The sequence below is a fragment of the Sorangiineae bacterium MSr11954 genome (assembly GCA_037157815.1).
Lineage (GTDB): Bacteria > Myxococcota_A > Polyangia > Polyangiales > Polyangiaceae > Pendulispora > Pendulispora albinea.
Genome location: CP089984.1, coordinates 502,186 through 525,698 on the forward strand (window position 1 = coordinate 502,186; position 23,513 = coordinate 525,698).

Here is a 23,513-nt window from a genome sequence, read left to right on the forward strand (position 1 = left end):
CGAGAACGCTATGAGTTGGAGTTGCCAACGCGTCGAGTTGGACGTCCTCATCGTGGGGTCCGGGCCGGTGGGCGCCACCTTCGCCCGCACGCTCGTCGAAGGCGGTCGCAAGGTCATGATGGTAGACGCCGGACCGCAGCTCTCCAGTCGCCCTGGTGAGCATTTGAAGAATCATCTCGCCTATCAGCACAGTCACAAACGATTTGGCGCCTTGATCCGCGGGCATTTGCACCCGTTGACGCGCCGTACGAGGAGCGCGAAGCCAATCGATCCGCTCATCAGTTTGGATGCGGGGGTCGCCACATACGCCGTCGGCGGCATGGCCACCCACTGGACGGGCGTAACACCCCGCCACCACCCAACCATGGAGCGGTCCGATGCCATCGCGGCAGACGAATGGGAAACGCTCTACCGAGAGGCGGAGGCGCTGCTTCGCACGGACACCGATCTGACCGGGGACGCGATCGCGCACCAGATTGTGCTCGATGCGCTCGCCGCCGAGTACCGGGAGCTGCCCGCGCCCTACGGACCCCGCCACCTCCCCATGGCCGCGCAGCGCCGCGCGGACACCCCCGGGCTGGTGCGCTGGACGGGCGTGGACACCATCCTCGGCCCGCTCGTCGACGGCCACGAAGGGTTCACATTGCGGGAGCAGCATCACTGCGCACGGCTGGTTCCGACGGCGGACGGATCGCGGATCGCATACGCCGAGGTCGTCGACCATATCCATTGGCGAACGCTGCGTGTGGAAGCGGAGACCTATGTCATCGCCTGCGGGGCCGTGCTCACCCCACAATTGCTTTACGCCTCCGGTATCCGGCCGCCCGCGCTGGGCCGCTACCTCACGGAGCAGCCGGTCGCCTTCTGCCAGGTCCTGCTCCGTGACGCGCTCATCGACCAGGTCGCGGCGGATCCACGCTTCGCGGATCGCGTGGCGGCACATCGGACCGCTCACCCGAGCGACCCGGTCCCGATCCCGCGGGACGACCTGGATCCCAACGTGTGGATCCCCGTGTCGGACGACCGTCCATGGCATTGCCAGATCCACCGTGACCTGCCCTACGACGACATGGTGCCGAACCCGGAGATCGACGACCGGCTCGTGGTTGATCTGCGTTGGTTCGGGCTCGTCGACCCAAGGCCGGAGAACCGGGTGCTGTTCTCCGACACCGACCGGGACGTCTACGGCATGCCCGAGCCGCGTTTCGAGTTCTCGCTCAGCGAGCAGGATCGGACGCGCCAGCACCGGATGATGGCGGACCTGCGCCGGGCAGCCGCCGCGCTCGGGCCGTTTCTGCCCGGTTCGGAGCCTCGATTCGTGCTCCCCACGTTGCCGTTGCATATCGCTGGAACCGCGCGAATGGGGACAGACCCGGACACCAGCGTGGTCGATACGGGCTCGAAGGTCTGGGGCATATCGAACCTCTATCTCGGCGGAAACGGACTGATTCCGACCGCCACTGCAAGCAATCCGACATTGACCAGCGTGGCGATGGCGCTGCGCGCAGCGCGCGGGATTTGTCGCCACCAAACATCAACTCTCAGCAGAAAGGCGCACGTATGAGTGGCCCTGGATATCGATTCCTCGGTGATGAAGAGAAGGCGCTGGTCAATCGGGCGCTGGATGGGTGGCAGATAAACCGTTATCGATTCAACGACTCGGCCGAACCTTCCATGGTGTACACACTGGAGCGCGAGTTCGAGCAGCGCACGGGCGCCCGACATTGCCTGGCCGTCAACAGCTGCACCTCCGCGCTGCTCACCGCGCTGGCGGCGCTGGGTGTCGGTCCCGGCGACGAGGTGATTGTGCCCGGATACACCTTCATCGCCTCCATCGCCGCGGTCGTCCACCGCGGCGCCGTCCCCGTGTTCGCCGAGATCGACGAGTCGCTCACCCTCGACCCCGAGGACGTGGTTCGCCAGATCACGCCTGCGACCAAGGCCATTGTCCCGGTACATATGCTGGGCGCCCCGGCCGCGATGGACGCGTTACGGCGAATCGCGGACAAGCACGGCCTGTTCCTGATCGAGGACGTCGCCCAGGCCTGCGGCGGCCGGTATCGGGGTCGCGCGCTCGGCACCATCGGGGACGCGGGAGCCTTCTCGCTCAACCTGTTCAAGATCATCACGAGCGGTGACGGCGGCCTAATCACCATCGCGAACGACGCGGTGTACGAACGCGCATTCGCCTTCCACGACCACGGGTTCAAACCGCTGCGCCGAGGTGTAGCGGATGCCGATTCGTTGTTTGGGATGAACCTGCGGATGCACGAATTGAGCGGCGCCGTGGCGCTCGGCCAGCTCCGCAAGATCGACGACATACTGGGGACTCTGCGTAAACAGAAGACCGCGCTCTCCGACGCGCTCGGCGCTCTCCCAGGTGTGACCCGCAGGCGCATCAACGATCCGGATGGCGAGTGCTTCTCCTTCCTGGTGCTGCAATTCGAGTCGGTCGAGGTAGCCCGCGCGGTGGCCCACCGGCTGGGCACGTCCACGCTCATCGACTCGGGCCGCCACTACTATGGAAACATGCCCCAGCTGCTGGGGCGCCGGATGCCCACCGCATCGGAACACCCCTTCGGGTGCCAGGCCCACACCACCGACCGACGGTACAAGCCGAATATGCTCCCTCGGACCGACGACATCCTCGGCCGCTCGATCACGCTGTCCGTCGGAGTCGACGACTCCTATCTCGGCTCCGGGTTCGGCATCAACCCGTTCTCCTCGCCGGACGAGATCGCCGCCGTGGCCGGTGCCGTGCGGTCAGCCGTCAACGAATTGGTGGCAAGGACATGAACATTCACTCGATCGAATCGGAGCTGGCCGGGGCGCGAATCGCCGCTTACCAATGGAGAATCCAGGCTCAGCAGTCCATCACCTACGAGGTCCAGATGACGGTCGGCGTCCTCGACCCCTCCAACCCGGCGTTGCTGCAGGCGGGAACCACCGTCCGCACCGATCGTCCTCGCCGGTTCATCGTGATCGACGCCAACGTGCACGCGATTTACGGAGATGCTCTTCGCACGTATCTGGAGCACCACGAATGTGAATACCGTCTGTGCGTGCTGGCGGCCTCGGAAGAGGCCAAAACGATGGAGTCGGTATTCACCGTGGTGAACGGGCTCGACTCGTTCGGGATCAACCGTCGACACGAGCCAATCATCGCCATCGGCGGTGGGATCCTGCTGGACATCGTCGGCCTGGCGGCCAGCATGTACCGGCGCAGCACCCCCTACGTGCGGATCCCGACCTCGCTCATCGGACTGGTGGACGCGGGTGTCGGCATCAAGACCGGGGTGAACTTCGAGGAGCACAAGAACCGCCTCGGCACCTACTTCGCGCCGACGGTGGCGCTGCTGGACCGCAGCTTCCTGGCCACCTTGGACGATCGACACATCAGCAACGGCCTCGCGGAGATCCTCAAGATCGCGTTGATCAAGGACGCCAAGTTGTTCCATCTGCTGGAGGAGCACGCCGAGCTGCTGCTCGCCGAGCGGCTCACTGGCCAGACGCATACCGGCGACATCGTGGCAAGGGAGGTGTTCAGCCGCGCGGTGGGCGGCATGCTGGAGGAGCTGGAGCCGAACCTGTGGGAGAAACAGCTGGAGCGCGTCGTCGACTATGGTCACTCGTTCAGCCCCACCTTGGAGATGCGCGCTCTTCCCGCGCTCTTGCACGGAGAGGCCGTCACCGTCGACATGGCGCTCACGACGGTGCTGGCCGAGGAACGCGGTCTCGTGTCCATCCAGGACCGTGAACGGATCTTCGATCTGATGCGCCGGCTCCGTTTGCCCGTTTGGCACCCGTTGCTGGATGCCGGGCTGCTGGAGAACGCGCTGCGGGAAACCACGCGGCACCGGGACGGGTTGCAACGGATGCCCATCCCGGTTGGCATCGGCGAGGCCTGCTTCCTCCAGGATCTCACCGTCGCCGAGCTTACCCGCGCGGCCGAGATCCTGCGCGAACTGGACGACGGCGCCTTGCAGGGGGCACCGGTCGAGGATCTGCTCATCACGGATATTGGCCGTCAGGCCGATGCCGCCCAAAAGCAGGTGATCCGCAGGGACGGGATGAGCAGCACATGGGAGGTGATCACCTGGTCGTCGCTGCCGCCCGGCGCCTTTCGGGAAGAGGATGTGCGGACCAGCACGGACAAGGTCTGCTTCGTCCTCGCCGGCAAGGGCGAATTGCATGTCGACGACGATTCGCACGGGATGCACCCCGGCTACCTGATTGCCACGCGGGCCGGGGCTGTGCACCGCTTCGTGAATCCGGGCACCGAAGATCTGAGCTGGTTGGTGATCGAGGTGTCCGCGCCGCTCCACGCGCCGGCCGTATCCGCAGACGCGCTGGCGACGGGGGGCGTCCCATGATCCGGCGACGTGGCATTCCCGGGGCGACCGCCGTGCACCATGTTGCGTATACGGTGCCCGACCTGGATCAGGCTATCGCGTTCTTCACCGAGATCCTCGGTGCGGATCTGGTTTACACCCAGGGGCCGGTGCGGGGCGAGGGTGACTGGATGACCCGCAAGCTGGGCGTGGACGCCGCGGCCACCGCCAGGGTCGCCATGCTGAGACTGGGACCGGTGACCAACGTGGAGCTTTTCGAGTACGCCGCACCTGACCAGCAGAGGCAGATCCCTCGCAACAGTGACTGGGGTGGTCACCACCTCGCGATCCACGTGACGGACGTCGATCTCGCCGCAGAGTACTTGCGCGCACAACCGGGAGTCCGGGTGCTCGGCTCCCCGGAGACCATCACCGACGGACCGATCGCGGGGGATCGCTGGGTGTACTTCGTGACGCCGTGGGGGATGCAGATGGAACTCATCAATCTGCCAGCAGGGGCGCCGTACGAGCAGCAAACGGACGTGCGGCTCTATCTGCCAAAAGAGCCCTGGTCCAATCACTGAGGAGCAATTCATGAGCGAGCATGCAAACGATTTTCCCGGGCCGCCCACGCTCGTCCCGGCCGGCGAGGGGGAGGCGATCTGGTTCGACGGCAACGTCTACCAGGTCAAGATCAGCGGCAAGAGCACCAACGGCGCCCTGTCCGTCCTGGAGTCCTCGATCCTCCCGGGATGCGGCCCGCCGCTGCACATACACACCCTGGCGGACGAGGCGTTCTACGTTATCTCCGGCCAACTGGAATTCCAAGTTGGCGAGTCGCGGTTCACTGGCAAAGCAGGGGATTACGTCTTTGTCCCCAAGGGCACCCCGCACCGCTTCAAGAATGTCAGCGTCCACGTCGCTCATACGATCTTCGCCTACAGCCCCGCGGGGTTCGAGGAGTTCTTCCAAGAGGCGGGCGACGCAGCCGTGCCGTGCATGCCGATCCCGCAGTGGAGCTCCGAGAGGTTCGCGCAGGCAGTGGCGATCGCCCCACGTTTCGGGTGGGAGGGGCCGAGTACCAAATAGACGAGCGAATCGGGCCCATGTGCCCGTGTGAAACATGACGCTGCTACGCGACGAGGGAGGCTATGAGAAAAAGAAACGTGGACGTCGGCCGCCGCCAACTGCTCGAAACCGCGCTGCACCTGGGGGCGGTGACCGTGGGAGGGACGGCGTTGGCGGCATGTGCGAATGCCAGTGCCGAAGAGACAGAGAAGACGGCGGGAAAGGAGGATTTCACGAGTGAGACCGCGACGGGAACGAGCCAGCGGATAGGGCTGCAAGACGCCACGGAGAACAGTCAATCGTTGGTTCGTGTCTCCGCCCGCGACGCCAGGTATGAAAGTCTGGTGCGCGGCAACAATCAACGATGGGTCGGGAAACCCGATCAGGTGTGTCTGCCCACCTCCAGTTCGCAGGTGCTGCTTGCGGTTCAGGACGCGGTTACCTCGAAGAAGCGTATCTCGATCCGCAGCGGCGGACACTGCTACGAAGACTTCGTATACAACCCGGACGTCAAGGTCGTGATCGATCTGTCCGAGATGAACCGTGTGTCGTTTGATCCGAAGTTCAACGCCTTCGTCGTCGAAGCCGGAGCACAGCTTCTCGATATCTACGAGACGCTCTATCGGCTCGGCGGGGTAACCATCCCGGGCGGTCTGTGCTACTCGGTGGGTGCGGGCGGGCACATCTGCGGAGGCGGCTACGGCTTCCTATCCCGAAAGCACGGGCTCGTCGTCGACCACCTCTACGCTGTGGAGGTCGTGGTCGTCGACAAACGTGGTGTCGCCAAGCTGGTCACCGCGACGAGAGACGCCAACGATCCGAACCGAGACTTGTGGTGGGCCCACACCGGCGGCGGCGGGGGTAACTTCGGCGTCGTTACCCGGTACTGGTTGCGGTCCCCCAAAGCAGACAACCGCCCCACCGCACGGGTGCTACCCACGCCACCCACCGAGGTTCTGGTCAGCGCGGTCTCATGGGACTGGGCAGCGATGACGGAGTCCTCGTTCCGCCGGCTGCTGGGCAACTTCTCCAATTGGCAGATCCGCAACCAGGATCCTGATTCTCCCTTTGCGGGATTGTTCGCCACCCTTGCGTTAACTCACCGGTCGAACGGTCAAATCGGCATGTTGACGCAGATGGACGGGTCGGCACGAAACGCGGAGGCGCTTCTGGCGGAGTTCCTCGATGCGGTTTGTGCTGGCGTCGATACCCCGACCGGTCCTATGACCACCTCGATGGGTGAGCATCTGCCCATGCCCGAGCTGGCGTCGCCGCGGCGACTGCCCTGGCTGCAGGCCACGCAGCTGCTGGCCACCGGCAATCCGGGGTTGACCAATCCCAGCCTGCGGGCCAAGTACAAAGCGGCGTACCTGCGCAAGGCCTTGACGGAGGAGCAGGTCGGGACCGTGTACCGATATCTGACCAACGCCGACTATCAGAATTCGACCGCGCTGCTGCTGGTCTCCGCATATGGAGCCAAGATCAATACCGTTCCACCCCAGGAGACCGCCGCGGTCCAACGCGACTCGGTGCTGAAGATACTAATCCAGAACTACTGGTCTACTCCCGCCGAGGACGACTACAACATCGGTTGGATCCGCAAGTTTTACGGCGATGTCTTCGATAAGACCGGCGGTGTGCCGCTGCACGACGAGCTCACCGACGGCTGCTACATCAACTATCCGGATGTCGACCTCAACGACCCCGCGTGGAACCGGTCCAGGCTCTCCGCAATGGAGCTGTACTACGGGGCCAACTATCCACGGCTACGGGCGATCAAGCGGCGTTGGGACCCAAACAACATCTTCCATCACAGGCAGTCCATCAAGCCCTGATTAAGACCTGGCGTGGGAACGAAACCGGTTGTTGTTCCCACAACTCCAGCCATCCCGCCGATGGCACGGCTATCACGCTCCCCCACGGCCGCAAACATGGTATAGATATCGACGCGATCGAGAATCGACAATATCGTATTCATTGAAATTCATATTCATTGACTACTACACAAGTGGATGGTGCCGACATGGAACTCAAGTTGGTGAGCAAGACAGCGCTGGTCACCGGAGCTAGCCAGGGTATTGGCCTCGCGATCGTTCAGGCGTTGGCCGCAGAAGGAGTGCGGGTCGCTGCATGCGCTCGCACGACCAGCGCGGAGCTGCTCAAGGCAACGCCGTTGACCAAGCGGGCAGATCTGACCGTGCCGGCGCAGGCGGCGGAGGTGGTGGATTGGGCGCTCACCGAGCTGGGGGGCATCGACCTCCTGGTCAACAATGTCGGCGGCTCGCCTGCCCGAACGGAGGGATTCCTGGCCATTCGCGACGATGAGTGGCAACACGCGTTCGAGCTCAACTTCTTTAGCGCGGTGCGCACGACCCGGGCGGCCCTACCAAGCCTGCTCGCACGGCGGGGAAGCATCATCAACATCGGCTCGGTCAACTCCCATTTGGCACTGCCTCGCCTGATTGACTACTCCGCCGCCAAAGCCGCGCTGGCCAGCTTCGGCAAAGCGCTCTCCGAGGAGGTAGGTAAAACGGTCCGGGTGAATACCATCTCTCCCGGGCCGACGCGAACGGCGGTCTGGACGTCGAACGATGGGATGGCGTCCGGACTGTCCAAGGCCGCGGGGATCAAGCACGAGGAGTTCGTCGAGCAGGTACCCGCGATGACCGGCATGAGCACCGGCCGGTTCGTCGAGCCCGCGGAGGTGGCGGCGCTCGTGCTGCTGCTGGTTTCCGGCCAGGTGCCGGGCATGAACGGCGCAGATCTGGTGCTCGACGGCGGAATGCTCAAACAGATCTGACCTGACCAATCTGCGGCTGGGAGGGCGGCACGGAACATGCGGGATAAAGCCCTCGTATGGGAAGCGTCTCATCGGAATCGCGTCGCGACGGTCATCGTCTCGCTGATAGCGTTGTTCCTCATTCCCTTTACCCTCAGCGGAGCGTCCGTCGCGCTCACTCGGATCACCGCGGATCTGCACACCACGCTCGCGGCCACGCAATGGATCGTCAACGGGTACTGCGCGACCTTCGCGGGCTTCATGCTGGTGACCGGCTCGCTCGCGGACCGGTACGGCCGCCGTCGAATGTTCCTCGCGGGCGTCGCATTGTTTTCGATATGCGCGCTGGTGAGCGCGCTGGCCACCAACATCGTGTTGCTCGATCTGGCCCGCGTCGTGGCTGGAATCGGCGCGGCCGCCACGGTGACCGGTGCCAGCGCGGTACTCGCGCAGGCCTTCACCGGCGCGGCGCGGACCAGGATCTTCGGTCTGTTCGGCGCGACCATTGGGCTGGGTCTCGCCTTCGGCCCTAGCATGGCTGGGCTGCTCATGGGGTCGTTCGGCTGGCGCAGCGCGTTCGGGCTGCCCGGCGTGATTGGCCTTATCACGTTGGCATTTTTCCGGCTCCTCCCCGAATCACGCCATGCCGTGACGGCCACGATGGATTGGGCGGGCACGGCGGCGTTCACCTCCGCCCTGATGGCGCTGATCCTGGTGGTCGTGGAGGGGCCGGAGCTGGGTTGGACGTCTCCGCTCGTGCTGATCGCATTACTGGGATCGTTGGTGCTGTTCCCGCTGTTCATCCGGATCGAACGGCGAGTCTCCGATCCCATGCTGGATCTGCGGCTGCTGACCTCTCCGAGGTTCCTCGGACCGAGCATCGCCATGGTGGCGATTGTCGCGGTGTTCGGCCCGCTGGTGGTGTATCTGCCCTCGTACTTCATGGCCACGCAGGCCCTAACGGCGGCTCGGGCGGGGGCTCTCGTCCTCCTGCTGACCGGGCCAATGCTGGTGGTGCCGATCCTATGCGGGATGGTCACCCACTGGGTGAACCCGTCAACCCAGGTGCTCGCGTCACTGGTGATGGTCGGCGCGGGCGCAGCCTGGTTCGCCGGCACGGACAGGTACATAGGGCCACTGCTCCTGATGGGCATTGGGATCGCCATCGCAACTGGCCTGCTGGACGGCATGGCGGTCGGCAGCATGCCCGCTGAGCAGGCGGGGATGGCCTCGGGCCTGTTCAACACCATCAAGCTGACCGGGGAAACCCTCGCCATCGCCATCGTCGGCTCGGTGCTGAGCGCTCGAACCTCCGGCACTTTGGCCGGCGCGGAGTACCCGGCCGCCATGGACCTCTCGTTGTGGGTGCTCAGCGCACTGTGCATGGGTGCGGCATTGCTCGTCGCGGCCCTATTCCGAACACAACGCCGGAAACGCGGCGCGAAAGCCCGCGACGTGCCGACCGACGAGAAAGGGCAGGCTCCTTTGTACGTAGGTAAAACGTAGTTCGAGAATAGGGCACATGATCACCGAAGATCCCCGGCCGATGCAGAGCTCGACCTGCCCGCCTACTGCGGCGCATCGGTATGAATCGGCCGCAGGCGGCTGGTTTATCGGGCCTGCGTACCTGCACGAGGCCCACCTGAGCAGCATCGCGTTCGAGTGCATCGACCCTGCGGGGCTGCATCCCGATATAGCGTTGCCGCGCGTGCAGGTCAAATCGTAGTGGCGGGCCGTGGCGCTCGCTCACACCGAGCGCCGCGGCGCACAGCTCGACGTCGTAATCCTGAATCATCGATGGCTTAATATCGTGGGCAACGCCCGCTCATGGCGCGAACGATGGAGGCTTTGGAAAGCAGTTGTTGGTGCCCACCAGCGTTCCGTTCGTTGCGGAGAACATCATTCCGGTTTCTCTCTGTGGGGTGCCGACTTGCGGTACGCACCAGAAGAGAAGGTCGACCTTCATATCGCCCTTGGCATCGAAATCCTCCGGTCCGCGATATCCTTGAAAATCGACCCTGCCGCCGGTGCTGAGCACGTTGAACGCATCAGGGACGCCCAGGACGCCCAGCTTCAAGGAGATGTCGGCCGGCGGGGAGAGCCTTTGCATGGCCTTGCCGATGTTTTCGCCGGTAAGGGGGTCGCTACCGACGGCTGCCGCGGCATAGTGGAGCATGTACGCCGCGTCGTACACGTGCGGACCAGGTAGCGGATCGGTGGGCTTGAACAGCGGCGAGCTCCGAATGAGGGACGCATACCTTTTGTACGTGGGATCGTCGGCGCTCGGCCCCAGCATGTCGCCGAGGACCCGCAGGCGCATCTCATCGTTCTTGATCTGTGTCGGGATCGCCGTGCTCCGGGATAGCGCCTCCGGCAAAATATAGAACGGCTTGAAATTGGCGTCCCGGCTCTCCTCCCGAAGGATCGCCGCGAACATTTGCTCGCTGCCAGCGCTGCCATCGAGGATGAGAACATCGGGGTGCTTGCCCGCCATGTTGCTGGCTGCCGCCGCGGTCGTGGCCTGGAACGTCGCGGTGCTGGCTGGGTCGCCATAATCGGAGGGGAGATAGTAATCTCCGTTGTCGGCCGCGGATCTCCCGTTGAACCACAATCGTTCGAACAGAAGGTCTCTGGTGGCCCAGCCTAGCCCGTCCCCCGGATAAAGAAAGCCGACTTTGATCTTGTCGTGTGCCGTCAATCCCTTGCGCTCTCGAATGAGCCCTTCGACGTGGTCACGCAGAAGTGTCGCGTTCGCCGAGGTTACGGTCGGTGTGGTCATGTCGTAGCGATAGAGAAGTTGGCCTCGGTTTTGGATGTTGGCGACGAGCTCCGATGAGCCGCCCGGGGTCAGCATGAGGACCTTCGCCGGCAACGTGTATTTGGAGGCGACGTTCAACACATCGGAAGAACCAAACGGGCCGATGATGGCCGGAACCTTCAATCTGTTGACCAGGTGATTGGCGGAGGCCTCCATCGAGGGCTTTCTTACCTCCCCCGTGCAGGAGACGAAGACGACGGGCCGCCTTTTCCCATTGGCTCCGACGCCAGGGAGCCCGCCGCCGGCCGCCTCGCGGATCTCGCTGCGGGCCAGCTCGAGGACCAGGTCCGAAGCCCGAAGCCCAGGGCTCGTCGTCGGGGACATGAGGGCTCCGAAGATGACGACACCGTCGTTCGCCAGATCGCCTGCCGTCATGTACAGGGTCGGACAATCGGGCGAAAGCAGGTCGATGCAACGGTGCTCGCTCTGGCGGCAGATGTAGTGCTCTCCACCGTTGCGCTGGATGCACTCGGCGTTCGTCTTGCAGTACGCATCGTTGGGGACGCAGACCTTCGACTCGGCGCAATACATCCTATCGAACTCCTGGCCCCGACGCGTGCAATCCGCGTCGGTGGAGCACTGCTCGCTCTCGGCCTCGAGGAAGATGGAACACGAGCTGGCGAATGCCGCCATTGCGCATAGTGTGCTCAGTGACAGCCGTCGAAGACGGGCATGGTTCCGGTGGCGACGAGCAAACTGCGATATCATGGCGTTTCCCTCCCCGAATTAGAACGTGCCGCTGGCGCCAAAAGCGAGATTTGGGGTGCTTGCTCGGGCGTCTTCCTTGCCCCACGTAATGGTGTAGTAAAGTGAAACACCGCCGACGATGACCGCCGCCGCGCCGGCCGAGTCGGCGATAATGCTGAGGGCGCGGACCTCGTTCCGCCGCGATGTCAGATCGTTTGGATTGGCGTCCGTTCGGTCGCGCGCCGCGCTCAGTTTCGAGTTGCCGTCGATGGCGAAGTAACCCGCGACACCCGCTCCAATGGCCAGCACGCCCGTCGCGACCCATCCGATCCACGGGACCCTTCGCGGCGGCTTCTCCATGATGACGACGGTGCGCGGCTCCGCGAGGTCGAGCGCAACGGTCGCCCGATCCGATCCCGCCACCTCGACGACCTTGGTGGCCGGGAGCCGGCCCTGCTTCGCCGCGGAGACCTTCCGTCGTCCTGGATTGACGCGCACCGCGAGCTTCAACGGGCTCTTACCCACCGGCACGTCGTCGACGAAGACGTCGGCGCCGGGAACGTTGGTCGCGATGGTGACCGTAGCCGTGCGCGCCCTGAGATCGGCGATTTCCTTGGTGAGCTCGACGCGGCGCGCGTCGGGAACCTGGCTTCCGCCCTCCTCGAGATACGCCTCGAAGTTCTTGAACGCGCCGGCGTAGTCCTGCTGCTGCTTTTGAACGCGGCCGATATTGTAAAGAATACGATACGTGGGTGCCAGCTCGTACGCGCGCTCGAACTCCACACGCGCGCCATCGTAAGCACCATCGTCGTAGAGTTGGAGCCCGCGATCGTAATGCGCTTTGGCCTGCGTCATTTTGATGCTGGCACCGGACGCCGGAGATGTCGGAGCGGCCGGTGGCGCCGGAGATGTCGGAGCGGCCGGTGGCGCCGGAGATGTCGGAGCGGCCGGTGGCGCCGGAGATGTCGGAGCGGCCGGCGGCGCCGGAGCAGCCGGAGATGCGGGAGCCGCCGTCGGCGGAGGCGCCGGTGCCGGCGTAGCTTGCGGGCTTTGCGCCCACGCCGTGCTCGTCGAAAGGGCGCACACGGAAATGCTCGCGGCGAGTGCGAGCGAAGACGTCCACCGCATGGTTTCTACCTCGCTGGTTCGAAGCTCTCGTTGGTTGATGACCTCGTCCGTACCGTGCGGCTCGCGACCGGCATGCCGGGGACGAGCACCTCGAAAATGACGACGTTGCCCTTCGCCCGATCGCCTGGCGCCATGTGCAAAACCGTGCACTCGGGCGAGACCAGCTTCAGGCAACGAAGCTCTTCTTTTCGGCAAATGTACTGCTCCGCACCGGTGCACGTCATACACTCTCGATTCGTTTTGCAGTACTCCAGGTTGCTGATGCAGGCCTTTGACTCGCTGCAATACATCCCCTCGAAATGCGTACCTTTTCCGCGCGTTCCAGGTCGGTGGAGCGTTCGCCCTCGGCCTTCCGAAAGACGGAACACGAGCTGGCGAATACCGCGGTGGCGCACAATGCACTTCAATGACGCGCTCCGAAGGTTCACGTGCGCCAGAGACGGTAAGCAAGATTCGACACCATGGATTTCCCCTGGGCGTGTGCCCTGCGGCCAATTGCCAGCACCCCATCCAATGATATCTACTTTGCGGCGTGTTGCAAATGGTTCAAACGGTAGCGCTGATGCCGTGTCCCATCACCATGGCGCGAATCGCGCTGCTTCCGCGGGCGTGCGCATGCCGCTCACGCCGATAAAGGGTATTGCCGCAATGGCATCTCCGCGGGCGCGGTCCTTCGTTGTTGAGGGGACACTGCGCCCCGCGATTCGGTGCACTGCGGCTGCGCAGTCGCCGCGGGCGGATGCGACAGTGGAAACATCCGTCTAGGACAGTCCGACCCGGGAGGCGACGAGGGCGCTCGACGGGTCGTTGCTTCGATGGGCCGAGCCCCTCGAGTCCTTGTGTTGCAACGCGATCATCGTCTCGAGCGCGAATCATGGCGCGTTCCGTCCAATTTGGCTAAATGCCAAAATCGCTTCTCGGAAAAAATCAAATTCAACCGTTTTGCCCGTATCCACAAACTTCTCCCCGGACCTCGCGATATGCTTATTTATTTCGATTCCGAATATCTCTTCGTCATCAACATGGCGGCAAACGAGCACGATACGATTCCGGGCGCCTTCTTCTATCCAATGGCGGATGGTGCGCGCAAGCTTGGTGCCATTAAGTGTCGTGCCGGGATTCAATGGCTAAAATTGCAAGGATAGCCAGTATTGTCGTGTGCCGTCTGGCCCCGCGAACGCGTCCATCGCCACGCCCGGGGTGCGGTTCACGTGACCCTCGCTCCTGTGTGCCCAACCGGGATAAGCCGGTAGGGACAGAAGAAGGCGTTGACGTTCTCGTGCTCGTACCCGACGTGCAGACGAGGGCGGGCTCGCCGCGCGGCCTACTACGACGCGCAGCAGGTGATCGCGCATCCGGAGTGCCCGGAACGGCCGCCGGAGCTCGCCCGCGTCGAGTGCGCGAACACCGACTACGACGCAGAGGTCGAGCGGATGGGCGATCGTCGAATGGGTCTTGGCGGCGGGCTCGTTCGTGCCTCTCTCTCGTTTCTCTCGCACGCCCTTCGGAATAGTCTAGCGTGGGCACCGCGTACCATGACGACCTCTCGAGCGTTCCGCCCGGCCGCCATCCTAGCCGCGCTCCTTATCCTGTTCGTTGGGCTCGCGGTCCGGACATGGACCGGTGGAGCGTTTGCTAAATATGCCGGCGTTGCCCTCTATGCGTCGTTGATCTACGCGCTGGTGATCGCCACCGCGCCGCGTCTCTTGCCGTGGCGAGCGGCGGCGATCGCGCTGGCCTTCTGCTGGGCGATCGAATTCGGACAGCTCACGACCATTCCAGCTTCCCTTGCGAAGCAGAGCAAGCTGGCCCGCCTCGTCCTTGGCACGACGTTCAACATTCCCGACTTATTCTGGTACGCCGTAGGCATTGCGCCGCTGGCCTACGTGGACAGGATGCTCCGCGCCCGCGCTTCGAAACGATCCTGAATCCATCGCCGCAGAGGATTGCCGTCACGACCCGCGCTCCGAAGGACGCAGATGCCGGCATCAACGGTTCACGCGTCATCCCACGCACGGCCACCTATGGCAAAACTGGCAAAACCGAATCCAGGACCAGGTTGCATTCGTCCCTCGGCCTCGGACCCGCATTGAGTCCAGATCCATCGAAAGTCGGGAGCGACGGCCGCCCTTGAGCAGCTCCGCGGTGTCGCGCGCCGCACGCCAGCGGGGCGGCGTCATTCGCCGCCCGTCGGTTCCCTGGTGCGGGCTGCGTGGCAATCGACTCACGCGAGGAAGGTTGTGCCCGCCCTCGGTATACCGTAGTATCGGTTTGGTCCCGAGCGTGAGCGGAGACGCTGATCGACGATGACGCGCTTGCTCCTGCCGATCATGAAGATACCGCCTCGATGGATCTTGCTGCTTTCTTCGACTGGCATGATGTGCTGCGGCGGCTCGTCCTCCTCGCAGAGGATCGTCCAGGCGAACGATGCACGGACTTCTGCACCAACCGGCCCTTCGATCGAGTGGTTCCAGGAGCGCAGTGAGGTGTACTGTCGACCGGACTCCAGCCGACTCGAATTGCCAAAAGCGTTCTCATGGGAGCTTGGAGCGCAGGATGCATCATCGCTCCAGCTCATTTCGCGCGATCGGTCTTCCGCTGTCCTCCCTCCATTGGCGGTCATCATCGTGCGGACGTCTTCGCGCGCCGAAGCCAAGGATGTCGTGGAAGCGGCGAGGGATTCGCTGCGGTGGTTGAGTCCAACGTTCGAGGACGATTGGCGCACTCTCTCTCCCAATGGAAACATCCCCGTTCGAATCGCGATCAACGACGATTCGTTGCTCGCCGAGAGTACATTGCGTCCACGCGATGCACCCCCGTCACCACTGTACCGTTTCGTCTACCGAGGGCTCTTTCCGTCGCGACGATGTCGGCTGGCTGCCCTCGTCAGGCTTCCGGTGCAGAGCGTCTCTTCGAACGCGCCGGACGATCCCGTCACATTGGCAATTGCGCGTGCGACGGGGATGCGTCGGCATTTGGAAGAAGGGACCGAGTTGGCCTCACGGCAGCAATCGACGATGGATGCCGTCAACCTCATGCTGAAGGCGGTCAGCCCCCTCATCGTACCATTCATCGAATTTGCAGGATCTCAGGCGAAAGCGCTCAGGCGTTGATGTTCCCATGCGATAATCGATGGATGCCAAGTCGCTCGAAATATTTCTGAACCCCTCCGCAAACCAATGGGCCGCCGAACGCGCGGCGATCGCGGCCGGAAAATGGGCTGAATATCTGGCAAAGCATGTCCCCGCACCATCGCGTCTCGCGTTCGGGCGCTATCGCCGATGGCGCGCAGCATACGAGCACGCGATAAAAATCGGCTGCACGAGCGCGATCACGGAGGTACTTCTATTCCCCGTCTGGCGTTGCGAGAGCTCCGAGGAGGCCGGGGCAAATTGGAGGAGGGTGCCCGTCGTCCTCTTCGCGAACGGTTGGCTCGAGCTACGCGACGATATCTCGTTACAAAACACCATTGTGACGGCCAACGTCGAGGAACTTCGTATCGCGCTTCTCGCTGCAAGCCGCGCCTATTCCACGAGCATCGAGCTCGCTTACCGAAACGAAGAATATGCCGTGGTTGAAGCGCGGCGCATCGAACGCGTTGTCTCCATCGAAACTGTCGTCATGCGGCGCTCCCTGGCTGCTCCCACGCGTACGGTTCGCACCTTCTCGACCGACGCAGAGCTGGCGCTCGACGTGAGCGACCTCGACGCGAGCCTCGCCGATCGCATCCGCCGCACCGTGGGCCAGCTCCGGGCCTCTCCCAACCAAGACGTCTGATCAGGCCGACTCGAGCCAAAGTGCGATGGGATCTTGATCATTGAGCTCGTCGATGGCTTCGGGTCCCCGTTCCGTGTGATAGCAGGGGTCGTGCCGATGATTCGGGTTCATGGGTCCTTGCGATTATCAGAAAATGCGCAAACAAAATACATCGATAACGTGCATCGACTCGTAGACGGAGGCAGATAGGCAATACAGCATCACAAATATCGCTGTCCACTCGAGGCTTCGGGTGTGCATTGCGTAGAACACGTATCTTGGGTGATGTTTGCGCAACAGCTAGCTGACAACAGCGAATTAATGTCGCGCCGCCCACGCTTAAGTCGTTCAGGATGTGCCATCTAGCTCAGCGATGACGAACGAGTCACTCTGGTCGGCATCTGTTGCGTGTAAGTGATGTTTCCCGCGTAAAATCGTCGATGGACGAACGCACAAGCGTAACCGTACGGCGAACGGCCTGAACGGGGTTCCGTTCGATCCGCGATGGTCTAAGCGTCGAAAAACGTCGAGGGTGATGCGATCGCGTGTGGTTTCCAGCGATCGGGCAGGAGGTTCGAGAGATTGTCGTCGGCGGTCTTGTCGATGCGTTCGAGGACGTCCGCGATGTACTCAACGGGATTGATGGCAACGCGTGTGCACGAAACGACCAGTGAGTAGAGCAGTGCGAGCTCCTTACCGGCGTCCTCGCTGTGGACAAATAGAAAATTTTTCCGGCCAAGAGCGATGAGCCTAAGGGCATTTTCTGCCAAGTTATTGTCCAGGCGGATGCGCGGATCGCGGAGAAAACGGCCGAGCGGGCGCAGGTTGCGCCATACATAGTGCGCGGCACGACCGAGCAACGTCTTCGGTCCGTGTGCACGACGAAGTTCGCGAGAAAGCAGAAGTAATCGGACAAATAGAGGCCGTGCATAGGTGCGCCGCAGCGCGAGATGCTCGGCCGTGCCAAGGAACGCGCGATGCTCTGCCTCGTGCTCGACACCGTACATTCCGGCGATGAGGTCGAGTGCTTCCTTCGCTTCGGGCACCTCCCCGGTCTCGAAAAATTTCCGACGAACGTGAGCGAGACAGCCACATCGCTGACGGAGTCCTCGCTTCTCGAGCGGGTCATATCCACGATAATCGTCGCACAGAAATGCGCCAGGCGAATCACCGAGGACCTCGAGTGGAGCATCGCCACCACGCGTGAGCTCAAAGCGATATCCCGTGAGGCGCTTGCCAACAAAGGCCCAGATAAACGCCTTCGCGGTTTGCTTCGTCAGCGTAAACGACGTCTCGTCGACATGGACGAGGAAGTCCTTCTTGATGACGTCGAAGAGCGGGGCTCGGAGGGGCTCGAGCTTTTGCGCCGCACGCCGGAACAAGTCATTCATCGTGCTTCGTGCGATGGGCATACCGAGCCGCGCGAACGACTGCTCGAGACGATAAAGCGGCGTGACGACAAGGCACTTCGAGACGACGAGGTGCGCAACGAAGCTCGAATCGTACCGCGTCTTGTCCGACCAACGCTCCGGCGGCGGCGCGGTAATGACGCATCCACCGCATCGACACGCGACGACCTCGCGCGTGTGCACAACACGTCGGAAGTAGCCCGGGACGTACGAGTAAACCTCGGATGGCTTGCCGGTGCCGACGCTGCGAAAATTCGTGCCGCCGCAAAGATGACACTTCTTCAGCGTCTCGGGCACGGGCTCCGTCTTCTCTTCTGTGACGATGTGTTCCGCGCGAAGCAAAGCCTGCTCCGTGCGGCGCTCGGCGATCTCCGCTGGCGTCCTCGGTGGCCGCGCGATCTTGGGCATCTTGCCCATCTTCTCGGTACGCCTGGCGAAGGCGCGTTTGAGCACCTCGAGCTCGGCCTGCATGATATCCATTCGAGCTTGCGCCCGCGCACCCTCCTGTTCGAGGTACTGCGCGTACTCGCGCCAAGCGCAGGAACCGTGTTCGTCGTTGTCGGGAGGAGGGACCAATAAACAGCTTTGATCATGCACTCCGCCGAATGTCGATCCCCTTTTTCGCTTCGGCGGTCGTCTTCGCGGGTTTCCACATCGGTGTGCGTCGAACGAGACGAAGATCGACACCATCGAGCAGCATGGTGAGCGACGTCGCGTCGAGGTCGATGCGTGAGGCCCCTTCAGGGATCCGCGGCAGCGTGAAGCGCCCAGATTCGAGCCTTTTGTAATAGACAACGAAGCCGCCCGCGCTGAAGAAGAGGATCTTCACGCGATCCATGCGGCGACCAAGAAACACGAAGAGGGTGCCACTGTACGGGTCGGCCTTCCACAAAGACTGCACGAGCGTCACGAGGCCATCGTGTCCGCGCCGAAGGTCGACGGGCGCACTCGCGAGGACGATCTCGATGCCGGGCCCGAGACTCAACACGCGCGCGCCGCGGCGGCCACCAGCGCCGCAAGATGCTCGGCCGTAATCGCTCCACGCATCGTGATGCGTGCCGGTCCGGCTTCGACGACAAGCTCGATATCGCGCTCCACCGTCGCAGGTCGTGTCACGACGACGGGCAGCAGGCGCGTGGGGCCTGCTGTGCGCGCGCGCCGCTCAAGCTCGGATCGCCACCAGATCAACGTCCGCTCCCTGACGCTGTGTCGGCGGGCGATCCCCGCCGCGTCGCCGCTTTGCGCCAGCTCCTTGATCCGCTCAGCCCACCAGTTCGCATCATGTCTCGCCATGCGCGCAATGAACATCAAACGCGACCGCCCCGCACGGCGTCTTTGCCCGTACGGTTACGCACAAGCGTACCGCGTGCGGCAACGATGGACCGCGGCGGAAGTCGTCGACGTGACGATGTCGAGCATATGCGGCATCGTCGGCCATCGGCCCAAGCGCCAGAGACGTATCACCCAGGAGATAGATACGAAAACGGCGTTACGAAGGAACGTCTCTTGCTGAGGATATGATAGCAGGGACGCGCGAAGTGGAATGAACATCCGACGAGGGGGCGGCGCGACCTGAATGGCTCCGGTGCAAGCTGTTCGCAAATTCCGACGTCAAGGTCGAAGTAGATGAAATATACTGATCAAAAGAGTACAAAGCCGATGCGTTCTATACGGAAGTCGCGCCTTCGTTTTGCCGCGGGCGTCAGTATCGTGTCCACCGCCCTCGGCCTGGCCGCCTGCAATGCGCTCCTCGACAACGACGGAGCACATGTTGCGACTCGTGATGCAGGTGAAGGATCCTACTGTCAGCAGCAAAAATCCCCGGCGACATTCTGCCGCGACTTCGACGACGGCCGCTCGCTTACTGCTGACTTCATCGTTCGCACCGATCGGGAGACGGTCGTCCAAGTTGATTCCAAAAGGTCGACCTCGACGCCGATGTCGCTGGTCGTCGAGATTCCCGCGAACCTCCCCGAGGAAACGTCTGCCTATCTGACTCGGAGACTCGAGGGGCCGACGCCGAGTGAGATCCGCGTGTCCTTTGATATCATTCTGGAAGCAGCCTCGGACATGGGTGACCCCGAAAAGCCGGCCGCCAAGGTGTTCGATGTCGTCGCGATATCGCCATCCATGGAATCGCGTCGTTCGATGGGGCTCATGTTGGGCCCGGACCATGCCGCCATTCAAGAACGGGTTCCGGATGCCGGCAACGACGCCAACGCATACCAGAGCAAGCCTTTTCCAACGGGGCACGTGAGACCAGGCCAATGGGCCCGCATCGCATTGCACGTTCAGTGGCACACGCAGACATTCCGGGTATTCGTCAACGATGTAGAATTGTTCGGAAATCCGCTGGCTGCAGCGTGGGCTTCCTCCGAAGAGGGGATCGAGCTGCGATTTGGGATGAGTTATCGACCCAAGAAGAAGACCGCGTTCACATGGCGGTATCGTTATGACAATGTCACCTGGACCGTCGTTCCATGAGCGCGTCTCTGGCGCCATGTCAGGGCGGACACGCGCGGGTGACCTTCGTTGTCGAAGTCCACATAGCGGCGAAAAGAAGCCTTCGACAAAATATGGTCCGCTCATTGCGGCCCGAGCCCCGGCGCCGGGAGAATGGTTCGCGTGAAGGGTGAAGAGCGCGCTCCTCGGAATGTGTCGGGAGGCCGGTGCTCGTTGGAGGGGGTAATGCATTTGCTAAAAATCTGCGCGAATGCGTAAGTGGTGGGCGACTTCCCTACCCACGTTCGCATCTTCTGCGTCATCAAGCGGGCAGCGTGATGCTGCACAGCCACGTGGTCATCACTGCCTTATCCTAAAGCTCGACCGCTTCGCTCTCTTTCTCGGTAGGATTTGCCATTCGGTTTGATTGTGTATTCGTCATTCCTCTGTTCTTCGTCCGGTCAGCCAACGACCGAGGCCTGTGGCAATGACTTGCCAGCGCACCGCTCTCCGCAAGACCACACGCCAGTCGTCAATATAATCCATGTCTCCGTGCCCGATGAGCACGAGGTCTTCAATGTCCGTGGGCGCCGCCCACGCAGAGTCCGTGGCGTGCTGTTCGAGCCGCGTCACGAGCTTGTCCGCGCCTGCGGCCGTACTTGCATATCCAAACATGACGCGCAGGGGAGCGTGCCCGAGCATGAGCTTCCAAAAGTCGAGCATGAACGCCTTCTCATTCCATTTGTTTTCGTGCTCGATGATCACCGCAGGCAAGGAATAGTTCATCCAGTCGGTGAAAAGCGTGAAGTCGAACAAATATTCATGCGGCTCGTGAATTTGGGGATCGTTGCCCGCGAGCTTCCCGAGCGTCGAGGAACAAAGGTGGGCCTCCACGCGCTCGGCAAGATCCCGAAATCGCATGGTCATATAGAGCGTCCAGTCGGCCGGACCCGGTGGATGTGGCGGCGGGTGAGCATGTAGAACGGATGCGAGCTGCTGCAAGAAATTCTCGGCGCTGATTCGTCGCATTGAAGTTGTCTCCCTCTTCGAGGACGAAGATTGTACCTGAGAGTCGAGGGCGCCCAAGAGCCCCGCAAGCCAATTGACGTCGGCAGTGGTTTGGACATCGCGAACGCCCGAACCGCGGTTCGTTGCTCGTCCCGGTCTCGACGATGAGGGCCGAGCCACTGGCATCATCGCGTGCGACGATAGATGTCAATTGCGTCGCCTCGCCATAGCAGCCGCCCGCCCCGACGCGTCATCGGTTAGAGGTGTCCATCCACGCTGATTCGACGTGAACCTTTGGGGAGTGGCCATCGCCGTGCATACGAGCGTGTCCGCGGAACACGACACCGATGCCACCGATGGCGCCATCCGCAAGGGCCGCGGTGAAGACCGCACGCGCGAACGGGAGAGCGAACTCGTGGCCGCGCACTGCGGGCCGACCCATAGGCGTGGTGGGTAACGCCTCTTCCTCGTTCGCCGTGGAACGATGAACGGCACGGACGGCGCCCCCGCACGAGGAGGGTTTTTGCGTCAGTTCGCGAACAGGCGGTCCACTCGATCGCGCACGTCCTTGCGATAGAGCACTTCCACGAAACGGATCTGGCCGTCGACGACGTCGAGAATCACCATCCCGACCTTGGGCCTGAGGACCACGTTGACGTGCCCGCTGCCCCAAGGCCCGTTCGGGCGGGGTCCCGTATAGAACCCACCGCAGAAGTCATCGCCGCATCCGCAAGGCTCGGCTACTTCGAGATCTGGACATGCACGGGCGAGCGCGTGGTGCCCATCGGCTCGGAGGAGCTCCTCGAGCTCAGTGGCGAAGAAGGGAAGGACGTCACGAAGCAGCATCGTTGCATCGTAGCGCGGGAGCTCGCGACCCGTTTCGAATTTGGAGGCAGCCCGCGCGCGCTGAATTGCGCGACGGAAATCTCTCATGCGATACGACGCTCGATGGTGCATTCGGGCAGCCCCCACGCAACGCTTGCAACCGGTTCGCAGATTTAGTCCGATCCCTGCTGGCGCAGGCTCGAGGAGCTGTCTTCGCCGCCGGGTGAGCCGTCGACTTCCTGAGCGAGGAAGGCCGACGACTTTGCACCCGCGATGGCAGCGAGCGGGCGCTCGCACGCGAGCAGCGCCAAGTCCGTTCACTCCTCGGAATCCCCTCGCGGCGGCACGCGGTGTTCACCTGAGGCGGAGCGCTGCATCGCCAGTAAGCGTCACGCGAAGCCAAGGAGGTTGCCGAATGGCGCCCGCTGCGGAGACACGTATGTCATGCAAAGCGTCGTCATGTTCTTTGGTGCGGGCGCATCGAAGCCATTTGGATATCTGCTGACCGCGCAAATCCTTCCCCACATCGTGCGGCTTGCATCCGAGGGCCGACTCTTGGCGTCGGGCGGCGATGGCGCACGTCGTGGGTTTCTCGAGCGCTTGAGAACTCTCTTCCCCGGCGCATCGGCCGATGACAAAGGCGCGGTGGGACTCCCCCAGATCACCGATGTTCTCTCGCTCTTGGATCGCCTCGCCACCGACGGCAATGGCCTCGGTCCGCGATTCTCGGCCGACGACGCACGCCAGACGCGCCATCAGCTCGACCGAGCCATCGCCGAGGTACTGGACGGTCCCGCCGATCCGCCCGCGATCGCGGACTCGTTGAAAAAGAGACGCCAGTGGGCCGATGCGGTGATGCGTCGCATAGAAAACGGCGACCGCGTAACGCTCATTACGACCAACTACGATCTTCTGTTCGAGCGTGCGCTCTACGAGCGCATGGCCGAGGGCTGCCCCTTTCCGGCCCTGCGGAAACTCGCGGCCACCATCGACTGCGGATTTCCGTGGCGCATGCCGCTCTACGGCGACCAAGAGCCCGTGGCCATGCGGCCCGAACGCCCAAGGCTCGCCGTGTTCAAGCTGCATGGCTCGCTCAACTGGCTGCGCTGCAATGTCTGCGGTTACATCTATATCAACCCGCGCGGCGCCATCTATCACCAAGCCTACGCCAACGAACCCCCCCCCCCGATGTGCATAATACATGCACATGCGGCGCCTGGCCGCTGCACCCCGTCCTGGTAACACCTTCCACCGTTCGAGAC

24 protein-coding genes are annotated in these 23,513 nt (G+C 62.9%); 16 read left to right on the forward strand and 8 right to left on the reverse strand.

Translation table 11 applies throughout. The features are described from left to right. The first annotated feature begins 10 nt into the window (after positions 1–10). From LZC94_02020 to LZC94_02060, 9 genes are all read left to right on the forward strand, one after another. Positions 11–1,564, forward strand: coding sequence for a GMC oxidoreductase (locus LZC94_02020; GenBank protein ID WXB16057.1), 1,554 nt, complete (start codon positions 11–13; stop codon positions 1,562–1,564). After that, positions 1,561–2,796 (forward strand): DegT/DnrJ/EryC1/StrS family aminotransferase, encoded by a 1,236-nt coding sequence (locus LZC94_02025; GenBank protein WXB16058.1) that lies wholly within the window; start codon positions 1,561–1,563, stop codon positions 2,794–2,796. Before LZC94_02020 ends, LZC94_02025 begins: the two co-directional genes overlap by 4 nt. Next, the gene (locus LZC94_02030) at positions 2,793–4,373 is read left to right on the forward strand and encodes an iron-containing alcohol dehydrogenase (GenBank protein ID WXB16059.1); all 1,581 of its coding nucleotides are present in this window, start codon (positions 2,793–2,795) and stop codon (positions 4,371–4,373) included. The genes LZC94_02025 and LZC94_02030 overlap by 4 nt, the downstream gene beginning before the upstream one ends. Continuing rightward, positions 4,370–4,915, forward strand: a complete 546-nt coding sequence (locus LZC94_02035) for a VOC family protein (protein WXB16060.1) — start codon at positions 4,370–4,372, stop codon at positions 4,913–4,915. The genes LZC94_02030 and LZC94_02035 overlap by 4 nt, the downstream gene beginning before the upstream one ends. Positions 4,916–4,925: 10 nt before the next feature. Then, on the forward strand, positions 4,926–5,420 hold the full coding sequence (locus LZC94_02040; GenBank protein WXB16061.1) for a quercetin 2,3-dioxygenase: 495 nt from the start codon (positions 4,926–4,928) through the stop codon (positions 5,418–5,420). Positions 5,421–5,482: 62 nt separating this feature from the next. After that, on the forward strand, positions 5,483–7,234 hold the full coding sequence (locus LZC94_02045; GenBank protein ID WXB16062.1) for an FAD-binding oxidoreductase: 1,752 nt from the start codon (positions 5,483–5,485) through the stop codon (positions 7,232–7,234). Positions 7,235–7,422: 188 nt separating this feature from the next. After that, entirely contained in the window at positions 7,423–8,199 is a 777-nt protein-coding gene (locus LZC94_02050; protein WXB16063.1) for an SDR family NAD(P)-dependent oxidoreductase, read from the forward strand. A gap of 36 nt (positions 8,200–8,235) precedes the next feature. Next, entirely contained in the window at positions 8,236–9,684 is a 1,449-nt protein-coding gene (locus tag LZC94_02055; protein ID WXB16064.1) for an MFS transporter, read from the forward strand. A gap of 16 nt (positions 9,685–9,700) precedes the next feature. Continuing rightward, positions 9,701–9,904, forward strand: a complete 204-nt coding sequence (locus LZC94_02060) for a hypothetical protein (protein ID WXB16065.1) — start codon at positions 9,701–9,703, stop codon at positions 9,902–9,904. Between the two features lie 99 nt (positions 9,905–10,003). Here the strand turns inward: LZC94_02060 and LZC94_02065 are convergent, their stop codons facing one another. Together LZC94_02065 and LZC94_02070 are read right to left on the reverse strand one after the other, a co-directional pair. Next, positions 10,004–11,629 carry an ABC transporter substrate-binding protein gene (locus LZC94_02065; GenBank protein WXB16066.1) on the reverse strand — a complete coding sequence of 542 codons (1,626 nt, stop codon included), beginning with the start codon at positions 11,627–11,629 and terminating at the stop codon, positions 10,004–10,006. A 93-nt stretch (positions 11,630–11,722) separates the two neighbouring features. Then, positions 11,723–12,538, reverse strand: a complete 816-nt coding sequence (locus LZC94_02070) for a tetratricopeptide repeat protein (GenBank protein WXB16067.1) — start codon at positions 12,536–12,538, stop codon at positions 11,723–11,725. A 26-nt stretch (positions 12,539–12,564) separates the two neighbouring features. Here LZC94_02070 and LZC94_02075 point away from each other — a divergent pair, with 26 nt between their 5' ends. The 5 genes from LZC94_02075 to LZC94_02095 all read left to right on the forward strand — a co-directional run bounded on the left by LZC94_02075 (position 12,565) and on the right by LZC94_02095 (position 16,588). Then, positions 12,565–12,723, forward strand: coding sequence for a hypothetical protein (locus LZC94_02075; protein ID WXB16068.1), 159 nt, complete (start codon positions 12,565–12,567; stop codon positions 12,721–12,723). 927 nt (positions 12,724–13,650) lie between these two features. After that, positions 13,651–13,956 carry a hypothetical protein gene (locus tag LZC94_02080; protein ID WXB16069.1) on the forward strand — a complete coding sequence of 102 codons (306 nt, stop codon included), beginning with the start codon at positions 13,651–13,653 and terminating at the stop codon, positions 13,954–13,956. A 390-nt stretch (positions 13,957–14,346) separates the two neighbouring features. Continuing rightward, positions 14,347–14,739: a DUF2809 domain-containing protein gene (locus LZC94_02085; protein ID WXB16070.1), complete on the forward strand. Its 393-nt coding sequence runs from the start codon at positions 14,347–14,349 to the stop codon at positions 14,737–14,739. Between the two features lie 378 nt (positions 14,740–15,117). Then, positions 15,118–15,924 (forward strand): hypothetical protein, encoded by an 807-nt coding sequence (locus LZC94_02090; GenBank protein ID WXB16071.1) that lies wholly within the window; start codon positions 15,118–15,120, stop codon positions 15,922–15,924. Between the two features lie 289 nt (positions 15,925–16,213). Then, on the forward strand, positions 16,214–16,588 hold the full coding sequence (locus LZC94_02095) for a hypothetical protein (GenBank protein ID WXB16072.1): 375 nt from the start codon (positions 16,214–16,216) through the stop codon (positions 16,586–16,588). Positions 16,589–17,076: 488 nt separating this feature from the next. Here the strand turns inward: LZC94_02095 and LZC94_02100 are convergent, their stop codons facing one another. The 3 genes from LZC94_02100 to LZC94_02110 all read right to left on the reverse strand — a co-directional run bounded on the left by LZC94_02100 (position 17,077) and on the right by LZC94_02110 (position 19,287). Continuing rightward, positions 17,077–18,447 carry an IS66 family transposase gene (locus LZC94_02100; GenBank protein ID WXB16073.1) on the reverse strand — a complete coding sequence of 457 codons (1,371 nt, stop codon included), beginning with the start codon at positions 18,445–18,447 and terminating at the stop codon, positions 17,077–17,079. A 118-nt stretch (positions 18,448–18,565) separates the two neighbouring features. Beyond that, positions 18,566–18,964, reverse strand: a complete 399-nt coding sequence (gene tnpB, locus LZC94_02105; GenBank protein ID WXB16074.1) for an IS66 family insertion sequence element accessory protein TnpB — start codon at positions 18,962–18,964, stop codon at positions 18,566–18,568. Beyond that, positions 18,958–19,287 (reverse strand): hypothetical protein, encoded by a 330-nt coding sequence (locus tag LZC94_02110; GenBank protein ID WXB16075.1) that lies wholly within the window; start codon positions 19,285–19,287, stop codon positions 18,958–18,960. The genes tnpB and LZC94_02110 overlap by 7 nt, the downstream gene beginning before the upstream one ends. Before the next feature lie 315 nt (positions 19,288–19,602). On the opposite strand from LZC94_02110, the gene LZC94_02115 reads away from it, so the two are divergent. Beyond that, positions 19,603–20,460, forward strand: a complete 858-nt coding sequence (locus LZC94_02115; GenBank protein ID WXB16076.1) for a hypothetical protein — start codon at positions 19,603–19,605, stop codon at positions 20,458–20,460. A 396-nt stretch (positions 20,461–20,856) separates the two neighbouring features. On the opposite strand, the gene LZC94_02120 is transcribed toward LZC94_02115, so the two are convergent. From LZC94_02120 to LZC94_02130, 3 genes are all read right to left on the reverse strand, one after another. Beyond that, positions 20,857–21,447 carry a hypothetical protein gene (locus LZC94_02120; protein ID WXB16077.1) on the reverse strand — a complete coding sequence of 197 codons (591 nt, stop codon included), beginning with the start codon at positions 21,445–21,447 and terminating at the stop codon, positions 20,857–20,859. Positions 21,448–21,954: 507 nt separating this feature from the next. After that, positions 21,955–22,272 carry a hypothetical protein gene (locus LZC94_02125; GenBank protein WXB16078.1) on the reverse strand — a complete coding sequence of 106 codons (318 nt, stop codon included), beginning with the start codon at positions 22,270–22,272 and terminating at the stop codon, positions 21,955–21,957. A gap of 152 nt (positions 22,273–22,424) precedes the next feature. After that, complete coding sequence (locus LZC94_02130; GenBank protein WXB16079.1) at positions 22,425–22,562, reverse strand: hypothetical protein; 138 nt, start codon at positions 22,560–22,562, stop codon at positions 22,425–22,427. 133 nt (positions 22,563–22,695) lie between these two features. Between LZC94_02130 and LZC94_02135 the strand changes: the two genes are divergently transcribed. Next, a complete protein-coding gene (locus tag LZC94_02135; protein WXB16080.1) occupies positions 22,696–23,493 on the forward strand; it encodes an SIR2 family protein in 798 nt (265 codons plus the stop codon). The last annotated feature ends 20 nt before the right edge of the window (positions 23,494–23,513 follow it).

Coding starts and splice junctions, on each gene's coding strand:
- LZC94_02030 (WXB16059.1), top strand. CDS start 2,793: ATGAACATTCACTCGATCGAATCGGAGCTGGCCGGGGCGCGAATCGCC.
- LZC94_02065 (WXB16066.1), bottom strand. CDS start 11,629: ATGGCGGCATTCGCCAGCTCGTGTTCCATCTTCCTCGAGGCCGAGAGC.
- LZC94_02055 (WXB16064.1), top strand. CDS start 8,236: ATGCGGGATAAAGCCCTCGTATGGGAAGCGTCTCATCGGAATCGCGTC.
- LZC94_02120 (WXB16077.1), bottom strand. CDS start 21,447: ATGCGACGAATCAGCGCCGAGAATTTCTTGCAGCAGCTCGCATCCGTT.
- LZC94_02050 (WXB16063.1), top strand. CDS start 7,423: ATGGAACTCAAGTTGGTGAGCAAGACAGCGCTGGTCACCGGAGCTAGC.
- LZC94_02135 (WXB16080.1), top strand. CDS start 22,696: ATGCAAAGCGTCGTCATGTTCTTTGGTGCGGGCGCATCGAAGCCATTT.
- LZC94_02020 (WXB16057.1), top strand. CDS start 11: ATGAGTTGGAGTTGCCAACGCGTCGAGTTGGACGTCCTCATCGTGGGG.
- LZC94_02040 (WXB16061.1), top strand. CDS start 4,926: ATGAGCGAGCATGCAAACGATTTTCCCGGGCCGCCCACGCTCGTCCCG.
- LZC94_02070 (WXB16067.1), bottom strand. CDS start 12,538: ATGACGCAGGCCAAAGCGCATTACGATCGCGGGCTCCAACTCTACGAC.
- LZC94_02115 (WXB16076.1), top strand. CDS start 19,603: ATGAAATATACTGATCAAAAGAGTACAAAGCCGATGCGTTCTATACGG.
- LZC94_02100 (WXB16073.1), bottom strand. CDS start 18,447: ATGCAGGCCGAGCTCGAGGTGCTCAAACGCGCCTTCGCCAGGCGTACC.
- LZC94_02125 (WXB16078.1), bottom strand. CDS start 22,272: ATGCTGCTTCGTGACGTCCTTCCCTTCTTCGCCACTGAGCTCGAGGAG.
- LZC94_02085 (WXB16070.1), top strand. CDS start 14,347: ATGACGACCTCTCGAGCGTTCCGCCCGGCCGCCATCCTAGCCGCGCTC.
- LZC94_02060 (WXB16065.1), top strand. CDS start 9,701: ATGATCACCGAAGATCCCCGGCCGATGCAGAGCTCGACCTGCCCGCCT.
- LZC94_02075 (WXB16068.1), top strand. CDS start 12,565: ATGTCGGAGCGGCCGGTGGCGCCGGAGATGTCGGAGCGGCCGGTGGCG.
- LZC94_02035 (WXB16060.1), top strand. CDS start 4,370: ATGATCCGGCGACGTGGCATTCCCGGGGCGACCGCCGTGCACCATGTT.
- LZC94_02090 (WXB16071.1), top strand. CDS start 15,118: ATGACGCGCTTGCTCCTGCCGATCATGAAGATACCGCCTCGATGGATC.
- LZC94_02025 (WXB16058.1), top strand. CDS start 1,561: ATGAGTGGCCCTGGATATCGATTCCTCGGTGATGAAGAGAAGGCGCTG.
- LZC94_02045 (WXB16062.1), top strand. CDS start 5,483: ATGAGAAAAAGAAACGTGGACGTCGGCCGCCGCCAACTGCTCGAAACC.